The sequence below is a fragment of the Streptomyces sp. NBC_01689 genome, from assembly GCF_036250675.1.
Lineage (GTDB): Bacteria > Actinomycetota > Actinomycetes > Streptomycetales > Streptomycetaceae > Streptomyces.
The window spans coordinates 9274634-9296531 of record NZ_CP109592.1 but is presented as its reverse complement, the minus strand read 5'-3'; the positions used below and the strand labels follow the sequence as shown (position 1 = coordinate 9296531).

General features: G+C 71.3%; 17 protein-coding genes. 11 read left to right on the top strand and 6 right to left on the bottom strand.

The features are described from left to right. Positions 1-24: 24 nt before the first annotated feature. Positions 25-402 carry a nuclear transport factor 2 family protein gene (locus OG776_RS39750; protein ID WP_148008441.1) on the top strand — a complete coding sequence of 126 codons (378 nt, stop codon included), beginning with the start codon at positions 25-27 and terminating at the stop codon, positions 400-402. 157 nt (positions 403-559) lie between these two features. Here OG776_RS39750 and lexA read toward each other — a convergent pair whose 3' ends face one another. Both lexA and OG776_RS39740 read right to left on the bottom strand, forming a co-directional pair. Further along, positions 560-1231: a transcriptional repressor LexA gene (gene lexA / locus OG776_RS39745; RefSeq protein ID WP_148008440.1), complete on the bottom strand. Its 672-nt coding sequence runs from the start codon at positions 1229-1231 to the stop codon at positions 560-562. Between the two features lie 350 nt (positions 1232-1581). Next, a complete protein-coding gene (locus OG776_RS39740) occupies positions 1582-2004 on the bottom strand; it encodes a MarR family winged helix-turn-helix transcriptional regulator (RefSeq protein WP_329323492.1) in 423 nt (140 codons plus the stop codon). Between the two features lie 721 nt (positions 2005-2725). On the opposite strand from OG776_RS39740, the gene dxs reads away from it, so the two are divergent. The 6 genes from dxs (at position 2726) to OG776_RS39710 (ending at position 10980) form a co-directional block, all read left to right on the top strand. Continuing rightward, positions 2726-4684 (top strand): 1-deoxy-D-xylulose-5-phosphate synthase, encoded by a 1959-nt coding sequence (dxs, locus tag OG776_RS39735; RefSeq protein ID WP_148008438.1) that lies wholly within the window; start codon positions 2726-2728, stop codon positions 4682-4684. A 186-nt stretch (positions 4685-4870) separates the two neighbouring features. After that, positions 4871-5950 (top strand): tellurite resistance/C4-dicarboxylate transporter family protein, encoded by a 1080-nt coding sequence (locus tag OG776_RS39730; protein WP_148008437.1) that lies wholly within the window; start codon positions 4871-4873, stop codon positions 5948-5950. A gap of 126 nt (positions 5951-6076) precedes the next feature. Next, positions 6077-7033 (top strand): GlxA family transcriptional regulator, encoded by a 957-nt coding sequence (locus tag OG776_RS39725; RefSeq protein WP_148008436.1) that lies wholly within the window; start codon positions 6077-6079, stop codon positions 7031-7033. A 105-nt stretch (positions 7034-7138) separates the two neighbouring features. Then, positions 7139-8137, top strand: coding sequence for a type I glyceraldehyde-3-phosphate dehydrogenase (gene gap, locus OG776_RS39720; protein WP_329323491.1), 999 nt, complete (start codon positions 7139-7141; stop codon positions 8135-8137). A 98-nt stretch (positions 8138-8235) separates the two neighbouring features. Then, on the top strand, positions 8236-9351 hold the full coding sequence (locus OG776_RS39715) for a hypothetical protein (RefSeq protein WP_329323490.1): 1116 nt from the start codon (positions 8236-8238) through the stop codon (positions 9349-9351). Positions 9352-9774: 423 nt separating this feature from the next. Further along, positions 9775-10980 (top strand): cytochrome P450, encoded by a 1206-nt coding sequence (locus OG776_RS39710; RefSeq protein ID WP_148008433.1) that lies wholly within the window; start codon positions 9775-9777, stop codon positions 10978-10980. A gap of 150 nt (positions 10981-11130) precedes the next feature. On the opposite strand, the gene OG776_RS39705 is transcribed toward OG776_RS39710, so the two are convergent. Beyond that, a complete protein-coding gene (locus OG776_RS39705) occupies positions 11131-11730 on the bottom strand; it encodes a nucleotidyltransferase family protein (RefSeq protein WP_148008432.1) in 600 nt (199 codons plus the stop codon). 208 nt (positions 11731-11938) lie between these two features. Here OG776_RS39705 and ligD point away from each other — a divergent pair, with 208 nt between their 5' ends. From ligD to OG776_RS39685, 4 genes are all read left to right on the top strand, one after another. Then, complete coding sequence (ligD, locus tag OG776_RS39700; RefSeq protein ID WP_329323489.1) at positions 11939-12907, top strand: non-homologous end-joining DNA ligase; 969 nt, start codon at positions 11939-11941, stop codon at positions 12905-12907. 130 nt (positions 12908-13037) lie between these two features. Continuing rightward, entirely contained in the window at positions 13038-13703 is a 666-nt protein-coding gene (locus OG776_RS39695; RefSeq protein ID WP_148008430.1) for an ArsR/SmtB family transcription factor, read from the top strand. Continuing rightward, positions 13700-15055 (top strand): MFS transporter, encoded by a 1356-nt coding sequence (locus OG776_RS39690; RefSeq protein WP_148008429.1) that lies wholly within the window; start codon positions 13700-13702, stop codon positions 15053-15055. Before OG776_RS39695 ends, OG776_RS39690 begins: the two co-directional genes overlap by 4 nt. Positions 15056-15214: 159 nt before the next feature. Beyond that, complete coding sequence (locus OG776_RS39685; protein WP_148014676.1) at positions 15215-15487, top strand: hypothetical protein; 273 nt, start codon at positions 15215-15217, stop codon at positions 15485-15487. 76 nt (positions 15488-15563) lie between these two features. Here the strand turns inward: OG776_RS39685 and OG776_RS39680 are convergent, their stop codons facing one another. From OG776_RS39680 to OG776_RS39670, 3 genes are all read right to left on the bottom strand, one after another. After that, complete coding sequence (locus tag OG776_RS39680; RefSeq protein ID WP_148014677.1) at positions 15564-15926, bottom strand: PASTA domain-containing protein; 363 nt, start codon at positions 15924-15926, stop codon at positions 15564-15566. Between the two features lie 328 nt (positions 15927-16254). Further along, entirely contained in the window at positions 16255-20529 is a 4275-nt protein-coding gene (locus OG776_RS39675; RefSeq protein ID WP_329323488.1) for a discoidin domain-containing protein, read from the bottom strand. A 588-nt stretch (positions 20530-21117) separates the two neighbouring features. After that, positions 21118-21849 carry an SDR family oxidoreductase gene (locus OG776_RS39670; protein WP_148009634.1) on the bottom strand — a complete coding sequence of 244 codons (732 nt, stop codon included), beginning with the start codon at positions 21847-21849 and terminating at the stop codon, positions 21118-21120. Positions 21850-21898 lie beyond the last annotated feature (49 nt).

The following is a 21898-nucleotide window of genomic DNA, read 5'->3' as shown; positions in this document are numbered from 1 at the left end:
GCCGGCGCGGTGCAGGATGTGGTCATGGAACCTTCGAAGACGGTGCGACTGCTCTGGGACCGCATGCAGGACCGTGACTGGACGGGCGTCGGGGAACTGCTCGCGGACGACGTGGTCGTGGAGTGGCCGGTCAGCGGGGAACGCATCCTCGGCCGGGAGAACTACGTCCGCATCAACGCGGAGTACCCCGAGGGATGGTCGGTCAACGTCCTCCGCGTCGTGCCGTCCGGCACCGAGGTCGTCTCCGAGGTCGAGGTCCCGCACGTCACGATGGGCGTCCACCGGGTCGTGTCGTTCTGGACCGTGCACGACGGTCTGATCACCAGCGGCCGTGAATACTGGAGCGAACTGGGTGTGGCCCCCGCCCCGGCGTGGCGGGCCCCCTACGTCGAGCGCATCTGAACCCGCGCGACATGTGCCGCACCGCCCGGCCGTCCCCCGCTGACCGCAGTCGACACCCGCGCGCGGGAACGGGTACCGATGTGGATACGGATACGGGTCCGTGTGCGGGGTCGTCGGCCGCGGAGACCCGATCGCCCGGAGCCGGCGCGCGATTTGTTCAGAGCAGGCGCAGGACGCCGACGACCTTGCCGAGGATCTGCGCGTCGTCGCCCGGGATGGGCTCGTACGCCGGGTTGCGGGGCATCAGCCACACACGGCCGTCCTTGCGGAGGAGCACCTTGATGGTGGCCTCGTCCTCCAGGAGCGCGGCGACGATGTCTCCGGAGTCGGCGCTGTCCTGGCGGCGCACGGTCACGATGTCACCGTCGCAGATCGCCGCGTCGATCATGGAGTCACCCGAGACCGTCAGGGCGAACAGCTCGCCGTCGCCCACGATCTGGCGGGGCAGCGAGTAGACGTCCTCGACCATCTCCTCGGCGAGCAGGGGCGCACCGGCCGCGATCCGCCCTACGAGGGGTACCTCGACCGGCGCCTGGCTCAGGCTGCCCAGGTCGGGCGCCCACGAGGGGCGTACGCGATAGGCGCGGGGGCGGTGCGGGTCGCGGTAGAGGACGCCCTTGCGCTCCAGCGCCATCAGCTGATGGGCGACCGAAGAGGTGCTGGAGAGGTTGACGGCCTCGCCGATCTCCCGCATCGAGGGCGGGTACCCCTGGCGGTCCACCGTCTCGGTGATGTAGCCGACGATGGCCGACTGGCGGCTCGTCAGCTCTCCCCCGGTGTTCCGGGTGCCCGGCGGACGGCCTCGGCGTGCGGGCGCGCTGTTCTCCATCCCGGGTACCTCCGTACAAGATCTTCGCAGAACGAGACCTTAACCCGCCATCCGGAGCATACGGAACACCGGTGCCGCCTGTGGTCCCGCGGACCGGCGGCGGATCGCCCCACGGACCGGTCCGGGCGGGCCGTGTCCGGGCCGACCGGCACCGGTGACCGGGTGCCGGTGACCGGAGCTGAGCACCAGGCACCGGAAGCCGAGGGCCGGGGACCGATGAGCCGCGAGAGGCGGGCGCCACGCAGCACACGGCACCCGGAACCCGGCGGAACCATGTGGCTGCCCGGACCCGGACGCCTCCTCCGCGTGCAGGCAGGTCCGATCAAGGTCCGGCCGGCCGATCCCGCTGGTCAGGAGGTGGGGGACGCCGGAGCGGCGCAGGGGGCGACGGCGGTGATCGCGCTCGCCGGGAGGTGCCGTCCCACGATGCTCCGCGCGGTGCTCTCCGCCTCGGCGTACAGGTCACGTCCCGTGCCGGTCAGCGTGACCTGCACGGTCCGCCGGTCGCGCTCGCGTCGGCCGCGCTCGATCAGACCGGACGCCTGCACGCCTTTCAGCAGGTAGGACATCCGGTCCCCGGACTCGCCCAGGAAGGCGGTCAGCTCGGCGACCGTCGCGGACCCGCTCGCGGTCCCGGCGAGGACGCCGAGGATGAGATAGCCGTGGAGCGACAGTCCGTGCCGTAGCCGCAGCTCCCCGTGGAGACGGCCCAGGGTCCAGAGGATGCCTGGCGCCTGTCCCTGGGGGAGGCCGGAGGAGGTGCTGTCGGTCATGTTCGTTCCCGGAGCTCGACTCTCGGGCCACGAACCCGCGGCCCATGAGGGAGAACCACCGTCGGCGCGGCGGCGGTCGCGCACCGGGAGGACACGACACCCTCGGTTCAGGACACCGCGACGCGTCCGGGCCCGGTGTCGGCCGGGAGCCCTGCGCGCCGACATCGGCCGGCCGGTCAGAGGTCCTGATGTGAGGCAGTTGTGGCACGTCCGCCCACCTGCCCCGGCTCTTCCGACGTCGTAGCGTTCGTCACCGAGTGTGACTCGGACGCACGGACCGCCCGCCATGACGGACGCGGAGGCCCCGGTCACGCCGGTCAGAGAGGGAGCGTGAGGGGCGGGGCCGACAGGTCGGGCACCGGAAGGCCGGACCCAGGACAGACGACAGAGGGCAGGGGGCGTTCGACGCAGTGACGGCGCGATCAGTCACCGGTCGGCACCACCGGTCTCCCCCTCTCGGCAGCCGCCACCCGACGTGCGGCGTTCGACAGCGCCCCGTCCGAGGCCTACGCGTTCGACGGCACCGCGTCCGAGGGCGGCACCTGCTTCCCGAACCCCGTTGCTCAGGTGAGGAGTTGGGATGCGGCGTGCACGGTCGGGAGCGGGACGGCCTCCGCGCCGGTCCCGGACGGTCCGCCGCCCTTCACCGTCATCCCGGGGCCGGAGCCCCTCGGTCCCGCCCGCACAGCCCAGTGGTTCAGCGACAAGGAGGATCAGTGGCATGACGCTGCTGGAACGCATCGGCCGGCCCTCGGACCTGCGGAGTCTGAGCCCGTCGCAGCTGACCCGGCTCGCCGGGGAGATCAGGGAGTTCCTGATCCGCCATGTGGCGGTGACCGGGGGCCACTTGGGGCCCAACCTCGGCGCGGTGGAACTCACGCTGGCCCTGCACCGGGTCTTCGACTCCCCGCGCGACACACTCCTCTGGGACGTCGGCCACCAGGCGTACGTCCACAAGATCGTCACCGGGCGGGCCGACCGGTTCCCCGGCCTGCGCCGACGCGGGGGACTGTCCGGATACCCGAGCCGGGAGGAGTCCGCGCACGACCACATCGAGCACTCGCACGCTTCGGTGTCCCTGTCGTACGCCGACGGCATGGCCAAGGCCCGGGCGCTCTCGGGGGAGACGGACCGGCACATCGTCGCCGTCGTCGGTGACGGGGCGCTCACCGGTGGGCTGGCCTGGGAGGCGCTGAACAACATCGCGGCCGCGCCCGAACGGCCCGTGGTGATCGTCGTCAACGACAACGGGCGCTCCTACGCGCCGACCGTCGGCGGGCTCGCCCAGCACCTGTCGGCCCTGCGCACCCACGCCGGTTACGAGCGGCTGCTCGGCTGGGGCAAACAGACCCTGGACGGCGCCGGCACGCCGGGGAGGGCCGTCTACCGCACCCTGCACGCGGCCAAGGAAGGCCTCAAGGACGCCTTGGTGCCGCGGCCGCTCTTCTCCGATCTGGGGCTGAAATACCTGGGCCCCGTCGACGGCCACGACATCCCGGCGCTCGAAGCCGCCCTGGAGCACGCCAAGGACCATGGCGCACCGGTCATCGTCCACTGCATCACCCGCAAGGGGCTGGGATACGCGCCCGCCGAGCAGGACGAGGAGGACCACCTGCACGGCGTGGGCGCCATCGACCCGCGGACCGGCCGCCCGCTCCGGCCCGGTGGACCGAGCTGGTCGGCGGCGTTCGGCCGGGAACTGGTGTCACTGGCGGCACAGCGGCGGGAGATCGTGGCGATCACCGCGGCCATGCCCGGATCGGTCGGTCTGAGCGATTTCGCCACCCGGTATCCGGAGCGGTTCTTCGACGTCGGGATCGCGGAGCAGCACGCGGTCGCGTCGGCGGCGGGCCTCGCCATGTCCGGGCTGCATCCGGTGGTCGCCGTCTACGGCACCTTCCTCAACCGCGCCCTCGACCAGGTGTTCATGGACCTGGCGCTGCACCGGCTCGGGGTCACGCTCGTCCTCGACCGGTCGGGGGTGACCGGCGACGACGGCGCGAGCCACAACGGGTTGTGGGATCTGGCGCTGCTCCAGGCGGTTCCCGGTCTGCGCATCGCGGCTCCCCGCGATGTCCCCACGCTCCAGGAGGAGTTGGCCCAAGCCGTGGCGACCGATGACGCGCCGACGGTTCTGCGGTACCCGCGAGGGGCCGTCCCTCCGGCGCTCCCCGCGGTCCGCCGCGTCGGTGGGGTCGACGTGCTGCGCGAGGCGCGCGGCGCCGGCGTCCTGCTGATCGCGGTGGGCACCATGGCACGGACCGCCCTGGAAGCCGCGGAACTCTGCGCCCGGCAGGGGGTGGAGGTCACCGTGGTGGACCCCCGGTGGGTGAAACCGCTGCCGGACGAGCTGCTCGGGCTGGCCGCCGATCACCTGCTGGTCGCCACGGTCGAGGACGGTCTGCGGACCGGCGGCGTCGGGGGCGCGGTGGCCCAGGCCCTGCATGAGGCCGACCTCCAGGTCCCCCTGCGCACCTTCGGGGTGACCGACGGGTTCCCCGGCCAGGGAACCCGCGCCGAGGTCCTCGCCGAAGCGGGCCTGACCGCGCGGGCCGTCGCGGACGCCCTGGTCGCCGCGGTGCCCCTCGGTTCCCCGGGACCGGATCCCGCGCCCCCGCGGCACGCGTCACGAGCCGACGAGAACGCCGGACAGGCGAGCGATCACCTCAAAAAATCATAGACTGGGGCATAACGGGCCGGCGGGGGGACGGGTGTGCGGCAACGGCGCACACCCGCGGACGCTCGTCACCGTGGTCGCCCGGAATCAGCGTTCCCGGGAGCGGACCGAGCCCCAGGGAGGCGTTTCTGCGCCCAGCTGACCCGAACCCCTCCGCGGACCGGGTCACCCACCCGCGAAAGGTACGACATGGCCGATGCACCGACCCCGCCGCCCGGATCCAGGGCGGCCGTCGCCGCCAAGGTCGAGAACCTCAACGCGGGAGCGTTCGCGTTCGTCATGGGGACCGGCATCGTGTCCACCGCCCTCTACATCAACGGCGCCCACACCGCCTCCCTCGTGCTGTTGGTGGTGGGTCTGGTGGGGTGTGCGGTGCTGTTGCCCGCCTACGTGTGGCGGCTGGTGCGATGGCCGCGGCGCTTCGTCGCGGACCTCGTCGCGCCACGCGCCTTCGCCTTCCTGACCATCAGCATCGCGTCGGACGTGATCGCCGCCCGGCTGGTGACGGGCGGCGACACCGTGGCGGCCGGGGCGTTCCTGGCCTTCGGGGCCGTGGCGTGGGTGCTGCTGGGCTACGGGATCCCCCTCGGCCTGGTCGCCAGCACCCGGCGCGACGCGTCGTTCGACCAGGTCAACGGCACCTGGTTCCTGTGGGCGGTCGGGTCCCAGTCGGTGGCGGTCGCGGCGGCCGGTCTGGCCCGCCTGACGTCGAGCCAGCCCTTGCAGGTACTCGCCCTGGTCTGCTGGGGCATCGGGCTGATGCAGTACGTGCTGACCGCGGCGATCGTCCTGGCCAGACTGCTCGCGCGGCCGGTGCGGCCGGGCGAGCTCATGACGTCCTCATGGATCTGCATGGGTGCGGCGGCGATCAGCGTGCTCGCCGGGACGCGTCTCCTCCAACTGCCCACCGAGACCCTGTTGCTGTCCCGGTCGGCCGTCGCCGGTGCGTCCGTCGTCCTCTGGTCGTTCTCCACCTGGCTGATCCCCCTCCTGCTGGGCCTGGGCTTCTGGCGGCACGTCCTGCGAAAAGTCCCGTTCCGCTACGAGCTCGGCTGGTGGAACCTGGTCTTCCCGATCGGCATGTACGCGGTCACCACCCACGAACTGGGGCGCGCGACCGGCGCCTCCTGGCTGACCACGCTGGGCCGCTGGGAGATCTGGATCGCCGGCGTCGTGTGGGTGGCGGTGATCGCGGCCATGGTGGCCTCCGCGGTCCGGCCCCGCCTCTCCGACAGGCGTACGGCGGGTCCCGGCCGACGCCTCGCGTAGGCTCGCACGCCCCGGCGCCAGGCGGCGGCCCGGCGCGCTCCACGCCCTCCTCCGTCCGGGCTCGTGCCCAGCTCAGGAGGCACATCCTGACCGGTCGGCCCGGGTGCTCCGCGTACGCTGGCACGCGTGCCAACCTCTCGTCTGCGCCGCGTCGCCGTCCTCGTGCTCAGTGGTGCGAAACCCCTCGACGTCGGCATCCCCGCCCAGGTGTTCACGACACGGGCGAGCATGCCGTACGAGGTTCGGGTGTGCGGCGCGGCACCCGGCCTCGTCACCGGCGGAGACGGGCTGTCGTACCACGTCGCGCACGGCCTCGAAGCGCTCGCCTGGGCCGACATCGTCTTCCTCCCCGGGTACCGGTTCCCGGACGTCGACGATCCCCCGCCGGCCGTCGTCGAGGCGCTGATCGCCGCCAGTGAGCGAGGGGCGCGGCTGGCCGCCATCTCCACCGGTGCCTTCGCGCTCGCGGCCACGGGTCTGCTGGACGGCAGGCGCGCGACCACCCACTGGCACTACACGCGCGCGCTCGCGGCGAAGCACCCGCTCGTCCGGGTCGACGAGAACGTCCTCTTCGTCGACGAGGGCGAGGTGCTGACGTCGGCGGGCGCCGCGTCGGGCATCGACCTCTGCCTCCACATCCTCCGCGGCGACCTCGGGGTGGCCGCGTCGAACCACGCGGCCCGGCGGCTGGTCGCGGCCCCCTACCGCAGCGGCGGCCAGGCGCAGTACGTACCGCGCAGCGTGCCCGAGCCGCTCGGCGAACGGTTCGCCGCGACCCGCGAGTGGGCCCTGCACCGGCTCGGCGAGCCCCTGACCCTGGAGATCCTCGCCCGGCACGCGGCGGTCTCACCGCGCACCTTCCTGCGGCGCTTCAGCGAGGACACGGGATACACGCCGATGGAGTGGGTCAGGCGCGCCCGGATCGACATGGCCCGTGCGCTGCTGGAGCGCTCGGAGCGGAGCGTGGAGCAGATCGCGGCCGAGGTCGGACTCGGTACCGGGTCGAATCTCCGGATGCATTTCCAGCGCATCCTGGGCACCACTCCGAGCGAGTACCGGCGCACCTTCGCCCGGGGTGAGTAGCCCGGCGTCCCTTGGCGTGATCCTTGCGGACCATGGCGCTCCCGCCGCTGCCACGCGCGGGCCGCGCCCGCGATCGTGGTGGTGAACAGAAGGGACACGTCACTCATGACTCGCATCGCCATCAACGGATTCGGCCGTATCGGGCGCAATGTGCTGCGCGCGCTGCTGGAGCGGGACAGCGACCTCGAAGTCGTCGCGGTCAACGACCTCACGGAGCCCGCCGGTCTGGCGCGGCTGCTCGCCTTCGACTCGACGTCCGGCCGGCTCGGACGCCCGGTGACCGTGGACGGGGACACCCTCGTCGTGGACGGCCGCCGGATCGTCGTGCTCGCCGAGCGTGAGCCCGCCCAACTGCCCTGGGCCAAGCTCGACGTCGACGTCGTGCTCGAGGCGACGGGCCGTTTCACGTCGGCCACGGCCGCCCGCGCGCATCTCGACGCGGGCGCGAGGAAGGTGCTCGTCAGCGCGCCGTCGGACGGAGCGGACGTCACGCTCGCGTTCGGCGTGAACACCGGCGCCTACGACCCGGCCGCGCACACGATCGTCTCCAACGCGTCCTGCACGACCAACGCGCTCGCGCCGCTCGCCGCGGTCCTCGACGAACTCGCGGGCATCGAGCACGGATTCATGACGACGGTGCACGCCTACACCCAGGAACAGAACCTTCAGGACGGTCCGCACCGCGACGCCCGGCGCGCCCGCGCCGCCGCGGTCAACATCGTGCCGACGACGACGGGTGCCGCCAAGGCGATCGGTCTCGTCCTGCCCGGCCTGGCGGGCAAGTTGTCGGGCGACTCGATCCGCGTTCCGGTGCCCGTGGGCTCGATCGTGGAGCTCAACACCACCGTGAGCCGCGATGTGACGCGCGACGAGGTGCTGGCCGCCTACCGGGCCGCCGCCGACGGGCATCTGCGGGGCGTCCTCGAGTACTCGGACGACGCGCTCGTCTCGTCCGACATCACCGGCAACCCCGCCTCGTCGATCTTCGACTCGGCCCTCACCCGGGTCGACGGCCGCCACATCAAGGTGGTCGCCTGGTACGACAACGAGTGGGGCTTCTCGAACCGTGTGATCGACACGCTCGAACTGCTCGCCGCCGGCTGACCGTTCACGAGTACACCGTCGCGGGGCGTCGCGTCGTCCGGCCCAACCACGCGTGTCGGCCGGGACGTTGCCGACAGGCCGGCTCCGGATCATTGTCCATGAGGGCCGGAAGTGACAGCATCGGCCTGATGTGGGGGATGAACGGGTCGGCCCCGCGCCGACAGCTGCGACGTGTCGTACGCATGCGGTTGCTGCCTCTGGTGCTGTGCGTGGTGACGGTCGCGGCGGCCGCCTTCTTCGCCGTGGCCGGGATCTCCTCCGAGGAGCGGCGTGACCGGGAGTGGCGGGCGGCCGAGCAGTGTCCGGCCGGGGTGACGGTCGCGGCCCGCGCGGACTGTATGGTGACGGTGCCCGCCGTGATCGAGAGCACCCGCGCCAAGCTGAACAAGTCCGACCGGGACGACTGGCTGTACTTCTCGGGCGGGACGCCGGTCGAGCGGCTGAACGTCTCGTACGACACCGCGAACGCCTTCGAGCACGGCGACCACGTCACCCTGACGTGGTGGCGGGGTGACCTGATGAGGGTCGCGAGCGCTCGGCACACCGCGGACGAGGACGTGCCGCGTCCCGGCGGCATCGCCGGCGGTGTCGTCTTCCTCGTCCTCGCGGCAGGCGTCCTCGCCGTCTTCGCGCTGGTGCGGCGGCGCCGCGACGGCCGGCCGGTCGCCGCGGACGAGCCGTTGCCCCCGAGCCTGTTCACGTTCCTGCTGCCGCTCATGGTCGCCGCCCTGTGGGCGGTGCCGCTGGCCGGTGTCCGGCCGGGGCGCACCGTGGCCACCTGGGTGGCGGCCGTCGGCGTGCTCGTGGTGCTCGGTCTGCTGGCGCGCGCCTGGCGGGTGAGCGGCCCGACGCCGCCCCTGGAGCCGCGTCCACTGCCCCCGGGGGAGGACGTCATCGTCCCGGCCGCCTTCCTGCAGGAGGCGCCCCGCGACCCGAACCTGCAAGGCACCCACGTCGTCGTCGGCGCCGGCCCCATGGCGGTGCTGTACCACGGCGGGCCGGGGCGTCTCGGCGCCAAGGAGATCGCCGTGGGCCGTTTCTCCGTACAGGGGCTGCGACGGCCGAGACGCCTCCTGGAGCACAACGTGCCGGCCCACTGGTACGTCGCCGAGCTCCTGGACTCAGGGACCCCGGTCCGCCTCGCCGCCGCCCCCGCCGACCTGCTCCTGCTCGTACAGGAGCTGCGGCGGGCGGAGCTCGGCGTCCCGAGCTGAGCCTGTCCCCCGGCGGTCCTGTCGCGCTGTCCTGGCCCGGGACACCCCGGCAGGTCGTTCCGGAGGGAAGCCGGACTCGGGGGGCGCGCGCTCCGGTGGCTCTCCGCGCGGGGCCGGGCAGCGCCGTCGCACTCCACCAGGTGGTCCTTCCGCCGGTCGTCGTCCCGGCCTCCGGGGCAGCTCCGTCGGGGGCAGAGTGCCGCCATCGGACGCCCGGCGTCCGCGCCCGCTCGGGCCACCGGGTGACGCCCCCGGTCTCTCTCCCCCGGTACCCCGCGCCCTGTCGTCCCGCTCCGGACCGTGGCGGAGGGGGGTGCCGATTAGCGCATGTGGAGGTGTCCGGGCGGCTGCGCACCGCGGAAATGACATATCCATGGAGGAGCGATGGAAGAGCGGAAGCAGCTGAAACTGGAGAACTGAGTCATGCCCCCGAACAGCAAAGCAGTCGCATGCCCGTTCGACTTCAGTACGGGACTGGAGTTCGACCCCTCCCTGGCGGCGCTCATGGCCCGCGACTCCATCACCCGGATCCGGCTGCCGTACGGCGACGCCGACGCCTGGCTGGTCACCGGCTTCGACGCGGTGCGCCAGGTGACCACCGACCAGCGTTTCAGCCGGGCCGGAATCATGGGGTCCGACTATCCGCGGCTCACTCCGGAGCCGATCGTCTCCCCGGAGTCGATCAACGTGATGGATCCGCCGCACAGCAGCCGTCTGCGCCGGCTGGCGTCACAGGCCTTCACCAAGGCGCACGTGGAGCGGATGCGGCAGAAGATCACCCGTATCGCGGACACCCTGCTCGACGAGATGGCCGCGCAGGGCCCGCCCGCGGATCTCGCACGGCATCTGTCGAACCGGCTCCCGCAGCACACCATCTGCGACGTCCTCGGGATCGTCCAGGACGACTGGCCCCTGATGGACCAGTACGTGCACAGACTGCTCTCCACGGGCCCCGACAGCCGCGAGGGGGCGGCGACCGCCAAGGCCGAGCTGGTGGCGTACTTCGGCCGTCTGGTCGACGAACGGCGGCACTCCCCCGGGGACGATCTGATCAGCGTGCTCGCCAACGCCCAGGACGGCGACGACGCGCTCGACGACAGAGAACTGGCGGTGATGGCCCTGACCCTGATGCTCAGCGGGCACGACACCGCCACCTGCCAGATCAGCAACATCTCCTACCTGCTCCTGACCCGTCCCGAGCTGATGAAGCACGTCAGGAGCCGCCCGGAGAGCCTGACCGCCGCCCTGAACGAGCTGCTCCGCTTCATCCCGTTCCGCAAGGGGGTCGGCATCCCGCGGGTGGCACTGGAGGACGTGGAGATGGAGGGGGTACGGATCCGCGCGGGCGACTTCGTCCATGTGTCCTACCTGACGGCGAACCGTGACCCGGGTCGCTATCCGGACCCGCACACCATCGACCCGGACCGGCCCCCTCTGCCCCACATGACCTTCGGCTGGGGCGGGCACCTGTGTGTCGCCGTGCCCCTGGCCATGGCCGAGCTGGAGGTGTCCATCGGGCGGCTGCTGGAACGGTTCCCGGACCTGCGGCTCGCGGTAGCCCCCGAGGATCTGCGCTGGGACACCGAGACCATCCGCCGCTTCCCCCTCGAACTGCCGGTGGCCTGGTAGGGCGGCGGGCGAGGACGCTCCGCGGACACGGGCGGCCGACGACACGCTACGTCGGCCGCCCGGCGGATCCGGCGGGCTCCGGCTCCTACCGGACCGGCCGAGCCGGCTCACCCGCACCCCGCGGACGGCTCGTGACCCCCGTACGGCGTCTCACGGGGACGGCCAGTCGAGGACGGTCAGTGCGGGCCACTGTCCCCGCCAGCGGGCCGATTTGGCCTCGTAGACCTCGCGCGGAGCGAGCACCGGGTTCGGACGTACGACGAGGTCGAACACGTCGGAGAGTCCGTGCGGCGCGTAGATCCGCCAGTGCCCGCCCGCCTCCACACGCACCCCAAGACAGCAGGTGGTGGCGGCGAACGAGTCGATCGCCGCCTCGGTGGAATCGTACGGAGGGCACGGCACCCCGAATTTCCGCTCGTACCAGAGGTGGACCCGGGCCTCGTTGCGGATCTCGACATCGGCGGGCAGGCGGGCGAAGACCTCCTTCGCCTCGCGGATCACGGCGTCCTCGGCCTCCCAGGACAGGTCGCCGTCGTCGAAGTAGAAGACGTCGTAGTCCTTGATCCCCTCGGCGGGCGGCCGGTCCGTGACGACGTTCCACACGGTCTGGAACAGACAGCCCGCCGTGAGGTACCAGCCGGGAAGCCGCAGCGCGGCGGTGCGGCTCAGCACCTCCAGCAGCACCTCGTTGCGGGAGAGCGCCGATCTCAGGGCGGAGGCCTGCTCGTCCAGGGGAAGGCGACCGATCATCGCCCATACCTACCACGCACGCCAGGAGGCCGGTGCGGACTCGGGCGTTCCCGAACCGGACCCGGCTCCGGCGGACCGTCGCGGCCCCGGAATCGAGACCGCGCGGCGCGGGGCGGTCGGGCCGCGGAGCGACCCGGACGCCGTGGGCGGCCGCACCTGCGCGCGCTCCGACCTGCGGATGCCCGCTCACCGTTCGATCATTTTGACTATGGCCGCTCATCCTTCCGAGGCCCCCTCGCCACCTCCCGCGATCGCACCGATGCTGGCCACGCCGGGGCCGCTGCCCGTGCCCGACACGGAGTGGGCGTTCGAGGCCAAGTGGGACGGAGCCCGCTGCGTCCTGACCACGACGGGCGACGGGACCGTGCGGCTGGTCGCACGGTCGGGCAACGACGTCACGGCGACCTATCCCGAGCTGCAGGATCTGGGCGGCGTGCTGTACGGGCGGAGCGCGGTCCTGGACGGTGAGGTCGTCGTCCTCGACGGCTCCGGACGCCCCGACTTCGGACTCCTCCAGCGCCGGATGGGCGTGGTCAACGCCCGCCGCGCCGCGCGGCTGGCCCTGGACTCCCCCGCCCATCTGATCATCTTCGACGTCCTCTTCCTCGACGGCAGCACACTCGTCGACACCTCGTACGCCGAGCGCCGCGAGACCCTGTCCCTGCTCGGGTTGGACGGTCCGCACTGGTCGACACCGGCCTACGTACAGGGCCACGGCGAGCAGGTGTGGGACGCCGTCGTCCGTGAGGGACTCGAAGGCGTGGTCGCCAAACGGCTCTCCTCCCCCTACACGCCGGGGGTCCGGTCGGCCGACTGGCGCAAGACCAGACGGATGGAGACCCTGGACGTGGTCATCGGCGGCTGGACACAGCGCACCGGGGCGGCCGAGGGCGTGCCCGGTGCGGTGCTGGTGGGGCTGGACGGGCCCTCCGGACTGCGGTACGCGGGATCGGTCGGGTCGGGGATGTCGCAGCACGAGATCGGCGAACTCAGCGCGTATCTCACGGTCATCGCACGCTCGACGTCTCCGTTCGTCGACCAGGCCGAGGTCCTCGGCGCGCACTGGGTGGAACCGCGGCTGGTCGCCGAGGTCACCGCCGCGGAATGGACCACGGCAGGCCGTCTGCGCCATCCGGTCTGGCAGCGTCTGCGCCCCGATCTCACCCGACTGGGGTGACACGGCGGGATCCGACCGGGTCACAGCGGTCCAGCGGGAGGTGACGCCGTGAGCAGGTCCCGCGTAACCCCAAAGACTTCTTCGCGAAGAACTCTTTGCGAAGAACTCTTTGCGGTCTACAGTGCAGGACATGACTGACGAAGACGCGCGGGAGGAAGGCCGGCGACCCGAGCCCGGCTCGGTCGTCCTCGACGCCAAGGGACTGCGGGCGCTGGCCCATCCCGTACGGGTCCAGCTGGTCGGGCTGCTGCGGAAGTACGGGCCGTCGACGGCCACCCGCCTCGCGGAACGGCTCGGCGTGAACTCCGGTACCGCCAGCTACCACTTGCGCCAGCTCGGCGCGGCGGGCTTCGTCGAGGAGGACACGGAACGCGGCAACGCCCGGGAGCGCTGGTGGCGTTCCGTGCATCAGAGGACGGAGCTGAACGACCCGGAACTGGCCGAGCGCGAGCCCGAGGCGGCGCTGGCCTACCTGCAGTCCGTCGCCGCCGCGTACACCCTGCGCACCCAACGCGCGGTCAACGAGCTTCAGACGATGCCCCGTACCTGGCGGGACACCTTCGACATGAGCGACTGGGCCCTGCGGCTCACACCCGAGGAGGCCGCCTCCCTGCGCGAGGAGTTGCAGGCCGTCATCGCCCGCTACCGCGAGGACACGCCGGAGGCGGCGGGTGACGCTCCGGACGGGGCCGAACGAGTCGCCGTCATCACGCACCTCGTGCCCGAACTCGACGCACCCGCCCCCTCGCGGGCCCACGCCGGTCCTCAGGAGGCCGAGGGAGAGGAGCCGTCATGACGACGGACGTCCCCGACGCGGGCGGCATACCCGGCCGGCGGTCCTTGAGGCCGCTGACCGGGGTCCTGGCGGCCATGGCCGTCTCGCTCACCGGTACCCGGGTCTCCGCCGTCGCGCTCCCCTGGTTCGTCCTCGTCACGACGGGCAGCGCCACCCAGACCGGACTGGTCGCCTTCTGCGAGATGACGCCCTATGTGGCGGCCAAGGCGTTCGCCGGACCGCTCGTGGACCGGATCGGCCCCCGGACCGTCTCGTGGAGCACCGATCTGGCCAGTGCGACCGCCGCCGCCGCGGTTCCCCTCTTCCACACCCTGGACCTGCTCTCCTTCCCTCTCCTGCTGGTGCTGGTCGCACTGATCGGCGCGGTCCGCGGTCCCGGTGACCTGGCCAAGATGGTCATGGTCCCGGAGGCCGCCGATCGGGGCGGGGTTCCGCTGGAGCGCGCCGCGGGGCTGGCCGGCGTGACCGAGCGGCTCGCCTCCACGGTCGGGCCGGCGGTGGGCGGCTCCCTGGTGGGGCTGCTCGGACCCATGACGGGGCTCGTCGTCAACGCGGGCTGTTTCGCGCTCGGATCACTGGTGATCGGCGTGGCGCTTCCTCGCGGAATGGGACACGCGGCCCACGAGACCGTCTCCGGGACCGACGGCACGGATCGGAAGGAACGGACGGAACCCGGCTACTGGCGGCGGTTCGGCGAGGGATTCGCCTTCCTGCGCGGCGAGTTGCTGCTGCTGACCGTCATCGTCATGGTGGGGATCACCAACCTGCTGGACGCGGGATTCAACACGGTGCTCATGCCGGTCTGGGCCAAGGAGTCCGGCCACGGTCCGGCCGCGATCGGTCTGATGGGCAGTGTGATGGGAGCGACGGCGGTCGCCGGGAGCCTGATCGCCGCGGTCGCGGCCCACCGGCTGCGGCGCCGGGTGGTGTTCTTCACCGGCTTCCTGCTGGCCGGAGCCCCGCGGTTCCTGGTCCTCGCGTCGGGTGCCCCGATGGGAGTGGTGCTGGCCGTGTTCGCCGTCAGCGGGTTCGGGTCGGGATTCCTCAACCCGGTCCTGGGAGCGGTTCTGTTCGAGCGGGTGCCGCGCCACATGCTGGGGCGGGTCAACGCGCTCGGGGACTCGCTGGCCTGGGCCGGCATCCCCCTCGGCGGGCTGATCACCGGAGCCGCCGTGGCCGCCGTCGGACTTTCGCCCGTACTGCTCGCCGGCGGGGCCGCCTACTTCCTCACCACCAACCTGGCCGGACTGCGGCCGGAATGGCGGGAGATGGACCGTGCGCGGGGGCGGGATTCCTCAACACCTGTGCCGGAGAGGGAAGTCGGTGCGAAGAGCGCGCATCCCACGACCTGACGACGCGACACCCCGAGGACGACTCCGCCACCGCCCGCCTCCCCCACGACTTGCCCCGCTGCTCGACCAACGTCACCCGCCCGGCTTCTAGCAATTTCCCGGAGTCGGCGGGAATAGCCTCCACTTGCGGTGGGCGGTCCACCGCAGAGGAGGAGAATCATGCGCTCTCGACGTGTGGCATCGGCCGCCACGGCAACCGCCTTCGCGGCCCTCTTACTGACACTCGGACTCGGCGGAACGGCCGAGGCCGCCGCCCGGCCCCCGGTCACCCAGGCGCAGTGCGTCGCGACGGGCGGCGCGGTCATCCCCATCGGTCTGGCCGGCGCCGTCTGTGTCTGGTTCGGCCCCAACGGCTGGGTCGACGCGGACTCGGCACAGATCACGGACATCCACCCGTGGAACACCGCCCCCGCCGGTGGCCCGCGCGGCTGACGGCGCCTCTCCAGGCTCCCGCACCCCTCTCCGCGTCGCCTCCGGCCCCCGGGAGGACGGCGCCCGGCACGGCACCTCAGCGGCCGGGGACGGTGATCGTCACCGTGGCACCGGGCTTCAGCGCGGAATCGGGTGCCGGGGACTGGGCGGTCACCGTGAGGGAGTCGTCCCCGATCTCCGAGTCGTCGGTGAACGCCATCCCGTAGTCCAGTTCGGCGAGCTTGCCCCGCGCGTCCGCGACGGTGAGACCCGTGAGGTCGGGCACCACGCCCTTCGCGGCGGTGGGGCTCGGCCTGGCCGGCGACGTCGGGGAGACCGAGACCGGTGCGGGCGAGCCGCCGTCGTCGTCGTTGCAGGCGACGAGCGGGCCGAACGCGAGCAACACGGCCACGGCGGGGAGGGCGACGAGGCGGACAGGGCGAGGACGGACGTGGCGCATGAAGGACTCCCCCGTGAATGACGCCCATGGACGTTCCGTGGCGTGACGGAACTCAGGGTGACGGGCCACCGCCGTCTCACGCCATACGCATTGCGGCGTAGCCCCATGACCAGGGGAACAGCTGCTCGAACGGCGTCGCCCTCCCCGGGCATCCGGCACCGGCACCGGCACCCGGCACCCGGCACCCGGCACCCGGCACCGAACGGCGGCCCCGCTGCCTGGTGCCGGCTCCGACGCTGCCGTTCCGAGGGCTCCGTCTCCTCCGGCACGGCAGTACGGGGCCACCCTCGCGGAGGGTGACCCCGTACCGTTCACGGCTGTTCGGAACTCACTCGGTATTGATCTTGAACGTGCTGGTCGTGTTCCGGATGTCCTGGGCGTTGCCGCTCATCCGCAGGTTGCGGAAGGTGGCCTCACCGACGGCCGGACCCTGACCGGGCTCCGGCAGCTCGTTGGCCCAGATGCCGAATCCCGACTTGGCGTCGAAGGCGTCACCGCTCTTCTTGGAGTTGGTGATGGAGATGTCGGTGAAGATCGTGTCCTTCACCGGGAACTGCGGCTGGCCGCCGACGTAGTTGGTCTGGAACATCACGCCTCCGTAGGTGGAGTCGTCGATGTCGACGTCGTTGACCCGTATCCCCTGGAAGACCTTGGACGCGGAGAACGCCCAGATGGCGGGGAAGACCTGCGAGCCCCAGAAGTGGCCGCCCGTCCGGTCGAGCGACACGTTCTCGATCGTCGTGGGATCGGTCCCGAAGCCGTTCATCGGGTAACCGAAGTCCAGCGAGGAGATCGTGATGCCGGAGTAGACCAGGGTGTCGGCGACCCGGATGTTGCGGAAGGTGTTGGCGTAGCCGCCGTAGACGGCGATACCGGCCGCTCTCCAGGTGAGCGTCGACGTCAGGTTCTCGTACAGGTTGTTCTTCTCGTCCGCGCCGCCGGCGTCGATCGCCGAGAAGAGCGCGAAGCTGTCGTCGCCCGTGGCCCGGGCGTCGTTGTTGACCACGTGGTTGTCCGTGGACCCGTTCGTCATGTTGATGCCGTCGGCGAACGTGTCACGGATGCGGGAGTTCTTGATGGTCATGTTGTCGGTGTTGGCGCCCCAGTAGAGGCACACCATGTGCTCGACCCAGATGTTGTCGATGGTGATGTCGGAGACGTTGGAGAAGTCGAACACCTTGCCCGGACCGTCGATCCGGGACGTGTAGTTGCCGAAGTAGGAGAAGCCCGCGAACGTCGAGCCCTTGGCGCTCGCCTCGGCCCGGAAGCCGATGTCGGTGTTCTCCTGCGAGGAGGGGGCGTGGAAGCGGGTGAACCACGGCCCGGCGCCGATCACCTGGACGGCCTTGCCGTAGACCTGGAACTTGCTGGAGGTCTCGTAGTCACCGGCGGGCAGGTAGACGCCGACGAGCTTGCCCGTGGTGTCCATGCGGACCTTGTCGAGCGCGTTCTGTACGTCCTGGTGCGCGAAGCCCGCCGGGACCGTGTAGGCGGCCGGGTCAGGGTTCGCGGCGGCGGTCGCCTGCTCCGTGTTGATGAAGTCGATGTTGTAGTAGGAGGAGTTGTTGGCGGCGTCCTTCTGGAGCCGGATCTTGGAACCGGCCGGCACGGTCTTGCCGAGCAGCAGGTTCGCCTCGTCGTAGATGTGGCGCGGAGCACCGGAGCCGGGCGAGTTGCCGGGCGCGGTCTCGTTGCCGTACAGCCAGGCGTACTTGGAGGTGAGGTCGATGGCCTTGAGGAACTGGCCGTCCACGTAGACGTTGAGCGTGCTGTCGGTGCCGTCCGGGATCGAGAAGCGGGTCACCAGGCTGTTGGTGGCCGCGCGGGTGGTCCACTCGACGTACTGGCCGGTCGCGTTGAGGGTGACCGCCTTGCGGCCGCTCGCCTCGCCGGCCGGGTCGCCGATGGTCCGGTTCGGGCCGACGACCTTGGCGCCGCCTCCGACCGTGCCGTCCTCGGCCTCGTACATGTCGTACGGCATGTCGGCGCCGCGTCCGACGAACAGGGACTGCGTGGTGGTGTTGTTGGCCCGCTTGACCGGCAGCTCGTTGGTGTCGTCGGCGATGACCGTCTTGACGGTGTACTTGCCGTTGACGCCGGTCCACGAACCGAGGCTGACCGGAGCGGTCGTCTGGCCCGAGGCGATGGCACCGTTGTAGGAGCCGGTGAGCGTCTTGACGGTGGCGCCCTTGGAGTCCTGGATCGTCAAGGTGACGCCGTGGGCACCGGAGGCCGAGTCTATCGTCCCCTGGTTCTTGATCGCGACGGTGAACTTGACGTCGTCACCGGCCGAGGCACTGGACGGGGTCCAGGAGACCGGCGCGGCGACCAGGTCGGAGCTGGAGACGGGCTTGACGACGAGGGCGTCCGAGCGGGTGAAGACGTTGTTCGCCTCGTTCTGCTCGATGACCTTGTTCGACGGGTCCACCTCCGCGCCCACCGGGTAGCTGCCCGCGTCGCGGGCACCGATGCTCGCGGTGACCGTCTTCGTCTCGCCGGCGGCGAGGGCGGGGACGTCCGCGGTGGCGACCTTCGTCCCCCCGAGGGTGAAGTTCAGGTCGGTGGCCTTGGCCGCCTTGGTGCCGCCGTTGGTGACGGTCGCGCTGAGGCTGATCGTGTCCGACTCGACGGGCGCCGAGGGCGTGTTGGTGATCCCGGTGACCTTCAGGTCCGGGTTGGCGGCGGGGGTGCCGATGACCTGGAACTCGGCGACCTGCGCGCCGGGAGCGCCGGTGTTGGAGGTGAACTTGAGCTGGAGGTCGGCGGCCGAGCCGGAGACCGGGATGGTCACCGTGTTGCCGCTCGCGGGTGAGAACGTGTAGTCCTTCGCCGCGGCGAGACTGGTGAAGGCCGTCGCGTCCTGGTCGCGGCCGAGCACCTGGATGTTCTGCGTACGTGTCGACCAGGCCGCGTCCGGGTTCAGCTTGACGACGATCTGGCTGAGATCGGCGTTGGCGCCCAGCTTGGTGGTGAGGGTGGCCGGGTAGGCGCCACCGCCGCTCTCCCAATAGGTGCTGGTCTGGCCGTCGTTGGCGTTGGCGGCGACATAGGTGAAGGTGTACGACGAAGCGTCGATGGGCTTGCCCTGGGCCAGGTTGGAGCCTCCGCCCGAGCCGGCCCGGGTGACGCTGTTGCTCGCCACCGAGACGTTTCCGGCGGCGTCCTTCGCCTTCACGTAGTAGGTGACCGTGGCCGCCGCCGACGGGGTGTCGGTGTAGGTGAGGACGTCGCCCGCCACGGACTTGACGAGCTGGTCGTTGGCGTAGACGTCGTAGCCGGTGACCTTGACGTTGTCGCTCGACGCCTGCCAGGTGAGCTTCACGTCACTGCCGGACTGCGTGTAGGCGAGGTTCCCGGGCGCCGTGGGGGCCTGGGTGTCGCCGCCCGTTCCCTTGCGGGTCACGCTGTTGCTGTTGGAGGAGACGTTGCCCGCCGCGTCCTTGGCGCGCACGAAGTACGTGACGTCGGTACTGGCCGACTGGGTGTCGGTGTACGTCAGGACGTTCCCCGCGACGGTCGCCCGCAGCTGGCCGTTGGCGTAGATGTCATATCCGGTGACACCCGTGTCGTCGCTCGACGCGCCCCAGGTCAGCTTGATCTGGCCGGTGCCGGGCTCGGTGTAGCTCAGGTTCGCGGGCGCGGAGGGCGCCTGGGTGTCGCCGGTCGCGGGCCCGTAGACCTCCAGCTCGGACAACTGCCCTGCCGGCCAGCCGCTGTTGGCGGTGATCAGCACACGGACGTACCGCGTCGTGGTGGTGTCGAGGCTGATGGTCGTCGACTGGTCGTTGCTGCTGTCGAAGGTGTACGCCTTGGACGCTGTCAGATCGGTGAAGTTCTGGTTGTCGGTGGAGCCCTGGATCTTGAGCGTCTGGCTGCGGCTCGGCCATCCGCCGGGCAGCCGCAGCGTCACCTGGTTCACCTTGACCGAGGAGCCCAGGTCGACCTGGAGCCACTGCGGGAAGGCGTTGTTCTTGCTCTCCCAGTAGGTGTCCCGGTTGCCGTCGCCGGCGTTGGCCGCGCCGTAGACGTCGGCGTGCCCGCTCTCGGTGAAGGTCTTGCCCTGGGCGAGGTTGGGGGTCGAGGCGGCGGCCGTGAGCACCTGCATCTCGGCGAGCTGGGCGGTGGAGGCGACCGAGTTCTTGCTGAAGTCGGCCCGCACGTAACGGGCCAGTGTCGCGGGGAAGGAGACCTTCACCGTGTTGCCGTTGCCGGGGCTGAAGACGTACTGCGCCGACGACTTGAGCGTGGCGAAGCTCTTTCCGTCGGCGCTGCCCTGAAGCGCGAGCGTCTGGGTGCGGGTCTGCCAGTCCTCGGGCAGCCGCAGCACGACCTGGCGGACGCGCTCGGTCCGCCCGAGGTCGGTCTGTACCCACTGCGCCGACTTCTTGCCGGCCTGCCAGTAGGTGTCGGTGTTCCCGTCGGTGATACCGGCGGCCGTGTGGGCGCCGAGGGCACTGCCGGCCCTGGTCGGGCTGTCCGCGGCGGCGTTGGGGCCGCCGGCGGCGTGGGCGCTCAGCGCGGGCATGCCCAGCGCTATGACGGTGGAGGCGAGCGCGGCGGTGGCTGCGCGTCGTCTCCAGGATCTGGGCCTGTGTCGGGTCATGCGGGGTCACTCCCTGCGGAGGTTCGCGCGCCGGCGGGGGCGGCGAGGTCGGCTCGTTCCTGGGCAGAGCGGTGGCGCGGTACGGCGGGACGGCGTGAGCTGTCCGCGCCGAGATCGGTGATCTCCGCATGGGCAGTTCACGCAGCTTCTTGCGCTCTTTCATCGCAATATTGCAGAGCCCTGCGAGTCCGTCTACCGCCCGGACGCCACAAGTTTCACCGACCACACCCGCGCCTCACCGACGAAGGCGCCGCGCTCGCCCCTCCCGGGGCCGATGAGCAGGACCGGGGACGCATCTCCGGGCGAGTCGGCCCCCGATGCGCTTGGCCCACTACTCCCGTTGGACTTCGCGCACTTGACATCTGTCGAGCGTCCCGGAAGCAGACGCGGGACCGACCCGCGTCCCTCTGTCCGGCATCGCGGCCCGGTCCCGTAAAGCAGCTGTCGATACCTTGCGCACCACGACGCAAGTGAACGCAAGATGCGCAAATTTTTGCGTCCCTCTGGGTCAGAGGGAGCCTTCCTGCCGCGACGGATCACGCCACTGCCGCTCGCGCATCCGGTCCGCCGGCCGGCGGGTGCCTTCGCTCAGCCCTGGGCCGTCGGCCGCACGACGAGTTCGTTGACGTCGACGTCCGCGGGCTGGTCCACGGCGAAGGCGATCGCCTCGGCGATCGCGGACGCGGGGATCGCGAGCTGCTCGGCGGCGGCACGGACGGCGCTCCGCACTTCCGGGTTGCCGCCCTGATGGGTGAGCTCGCTGTGGGTGAACCCGGGACTGACGACGGTGACGCGGATGTCGCGGCTCTCCTGCCTCAGGCCTTCGGAGAGAGCGGCCACGGCGAATTTCGTGGCGCTGTAGACGGCCGCCGTCGGGTCGACCCGGTGTCCGGAGACGGACGAGATGTTGATGATCTGCCCGCCGCCCTGTTCCCGCATCGCGGGGAGGACGGCGGCGATGCCGTGGAGCACGCCGCGGAGGTTCACGTCGATCATCCGGTTCCAGTCGTCGACGCGCAGGTCGGCGACCGGGGAGAGGGGCATCACGCCCGCGTTGTTGACCAGCACGTCGATGCCGCCGAACTCGGTCAGCGCCGAGGCGGCGAAGGCACGGAACGATCCGAGGTCGCACACGTCGAGCTCGCGGTGGTGGACGGTCCCGCCCGCGTCGCGGAGTTCCTTCGCGAGGGCGGCGAGTCGCCCGGTGCGGCGGGCGCCCACCAGGACACGGTGCCCCGCGGCGGCGAGACGGCGGGCGGTGGCCTCGCCGATACCGCTGCTCGCGCCGGTGACGAGGACGTTCTTCCGCGGTGCGGTCATGCGAGGGGTCTCCCTGTACGTCGGTCCGGCCGGGTCCCGTGCCCCGGCC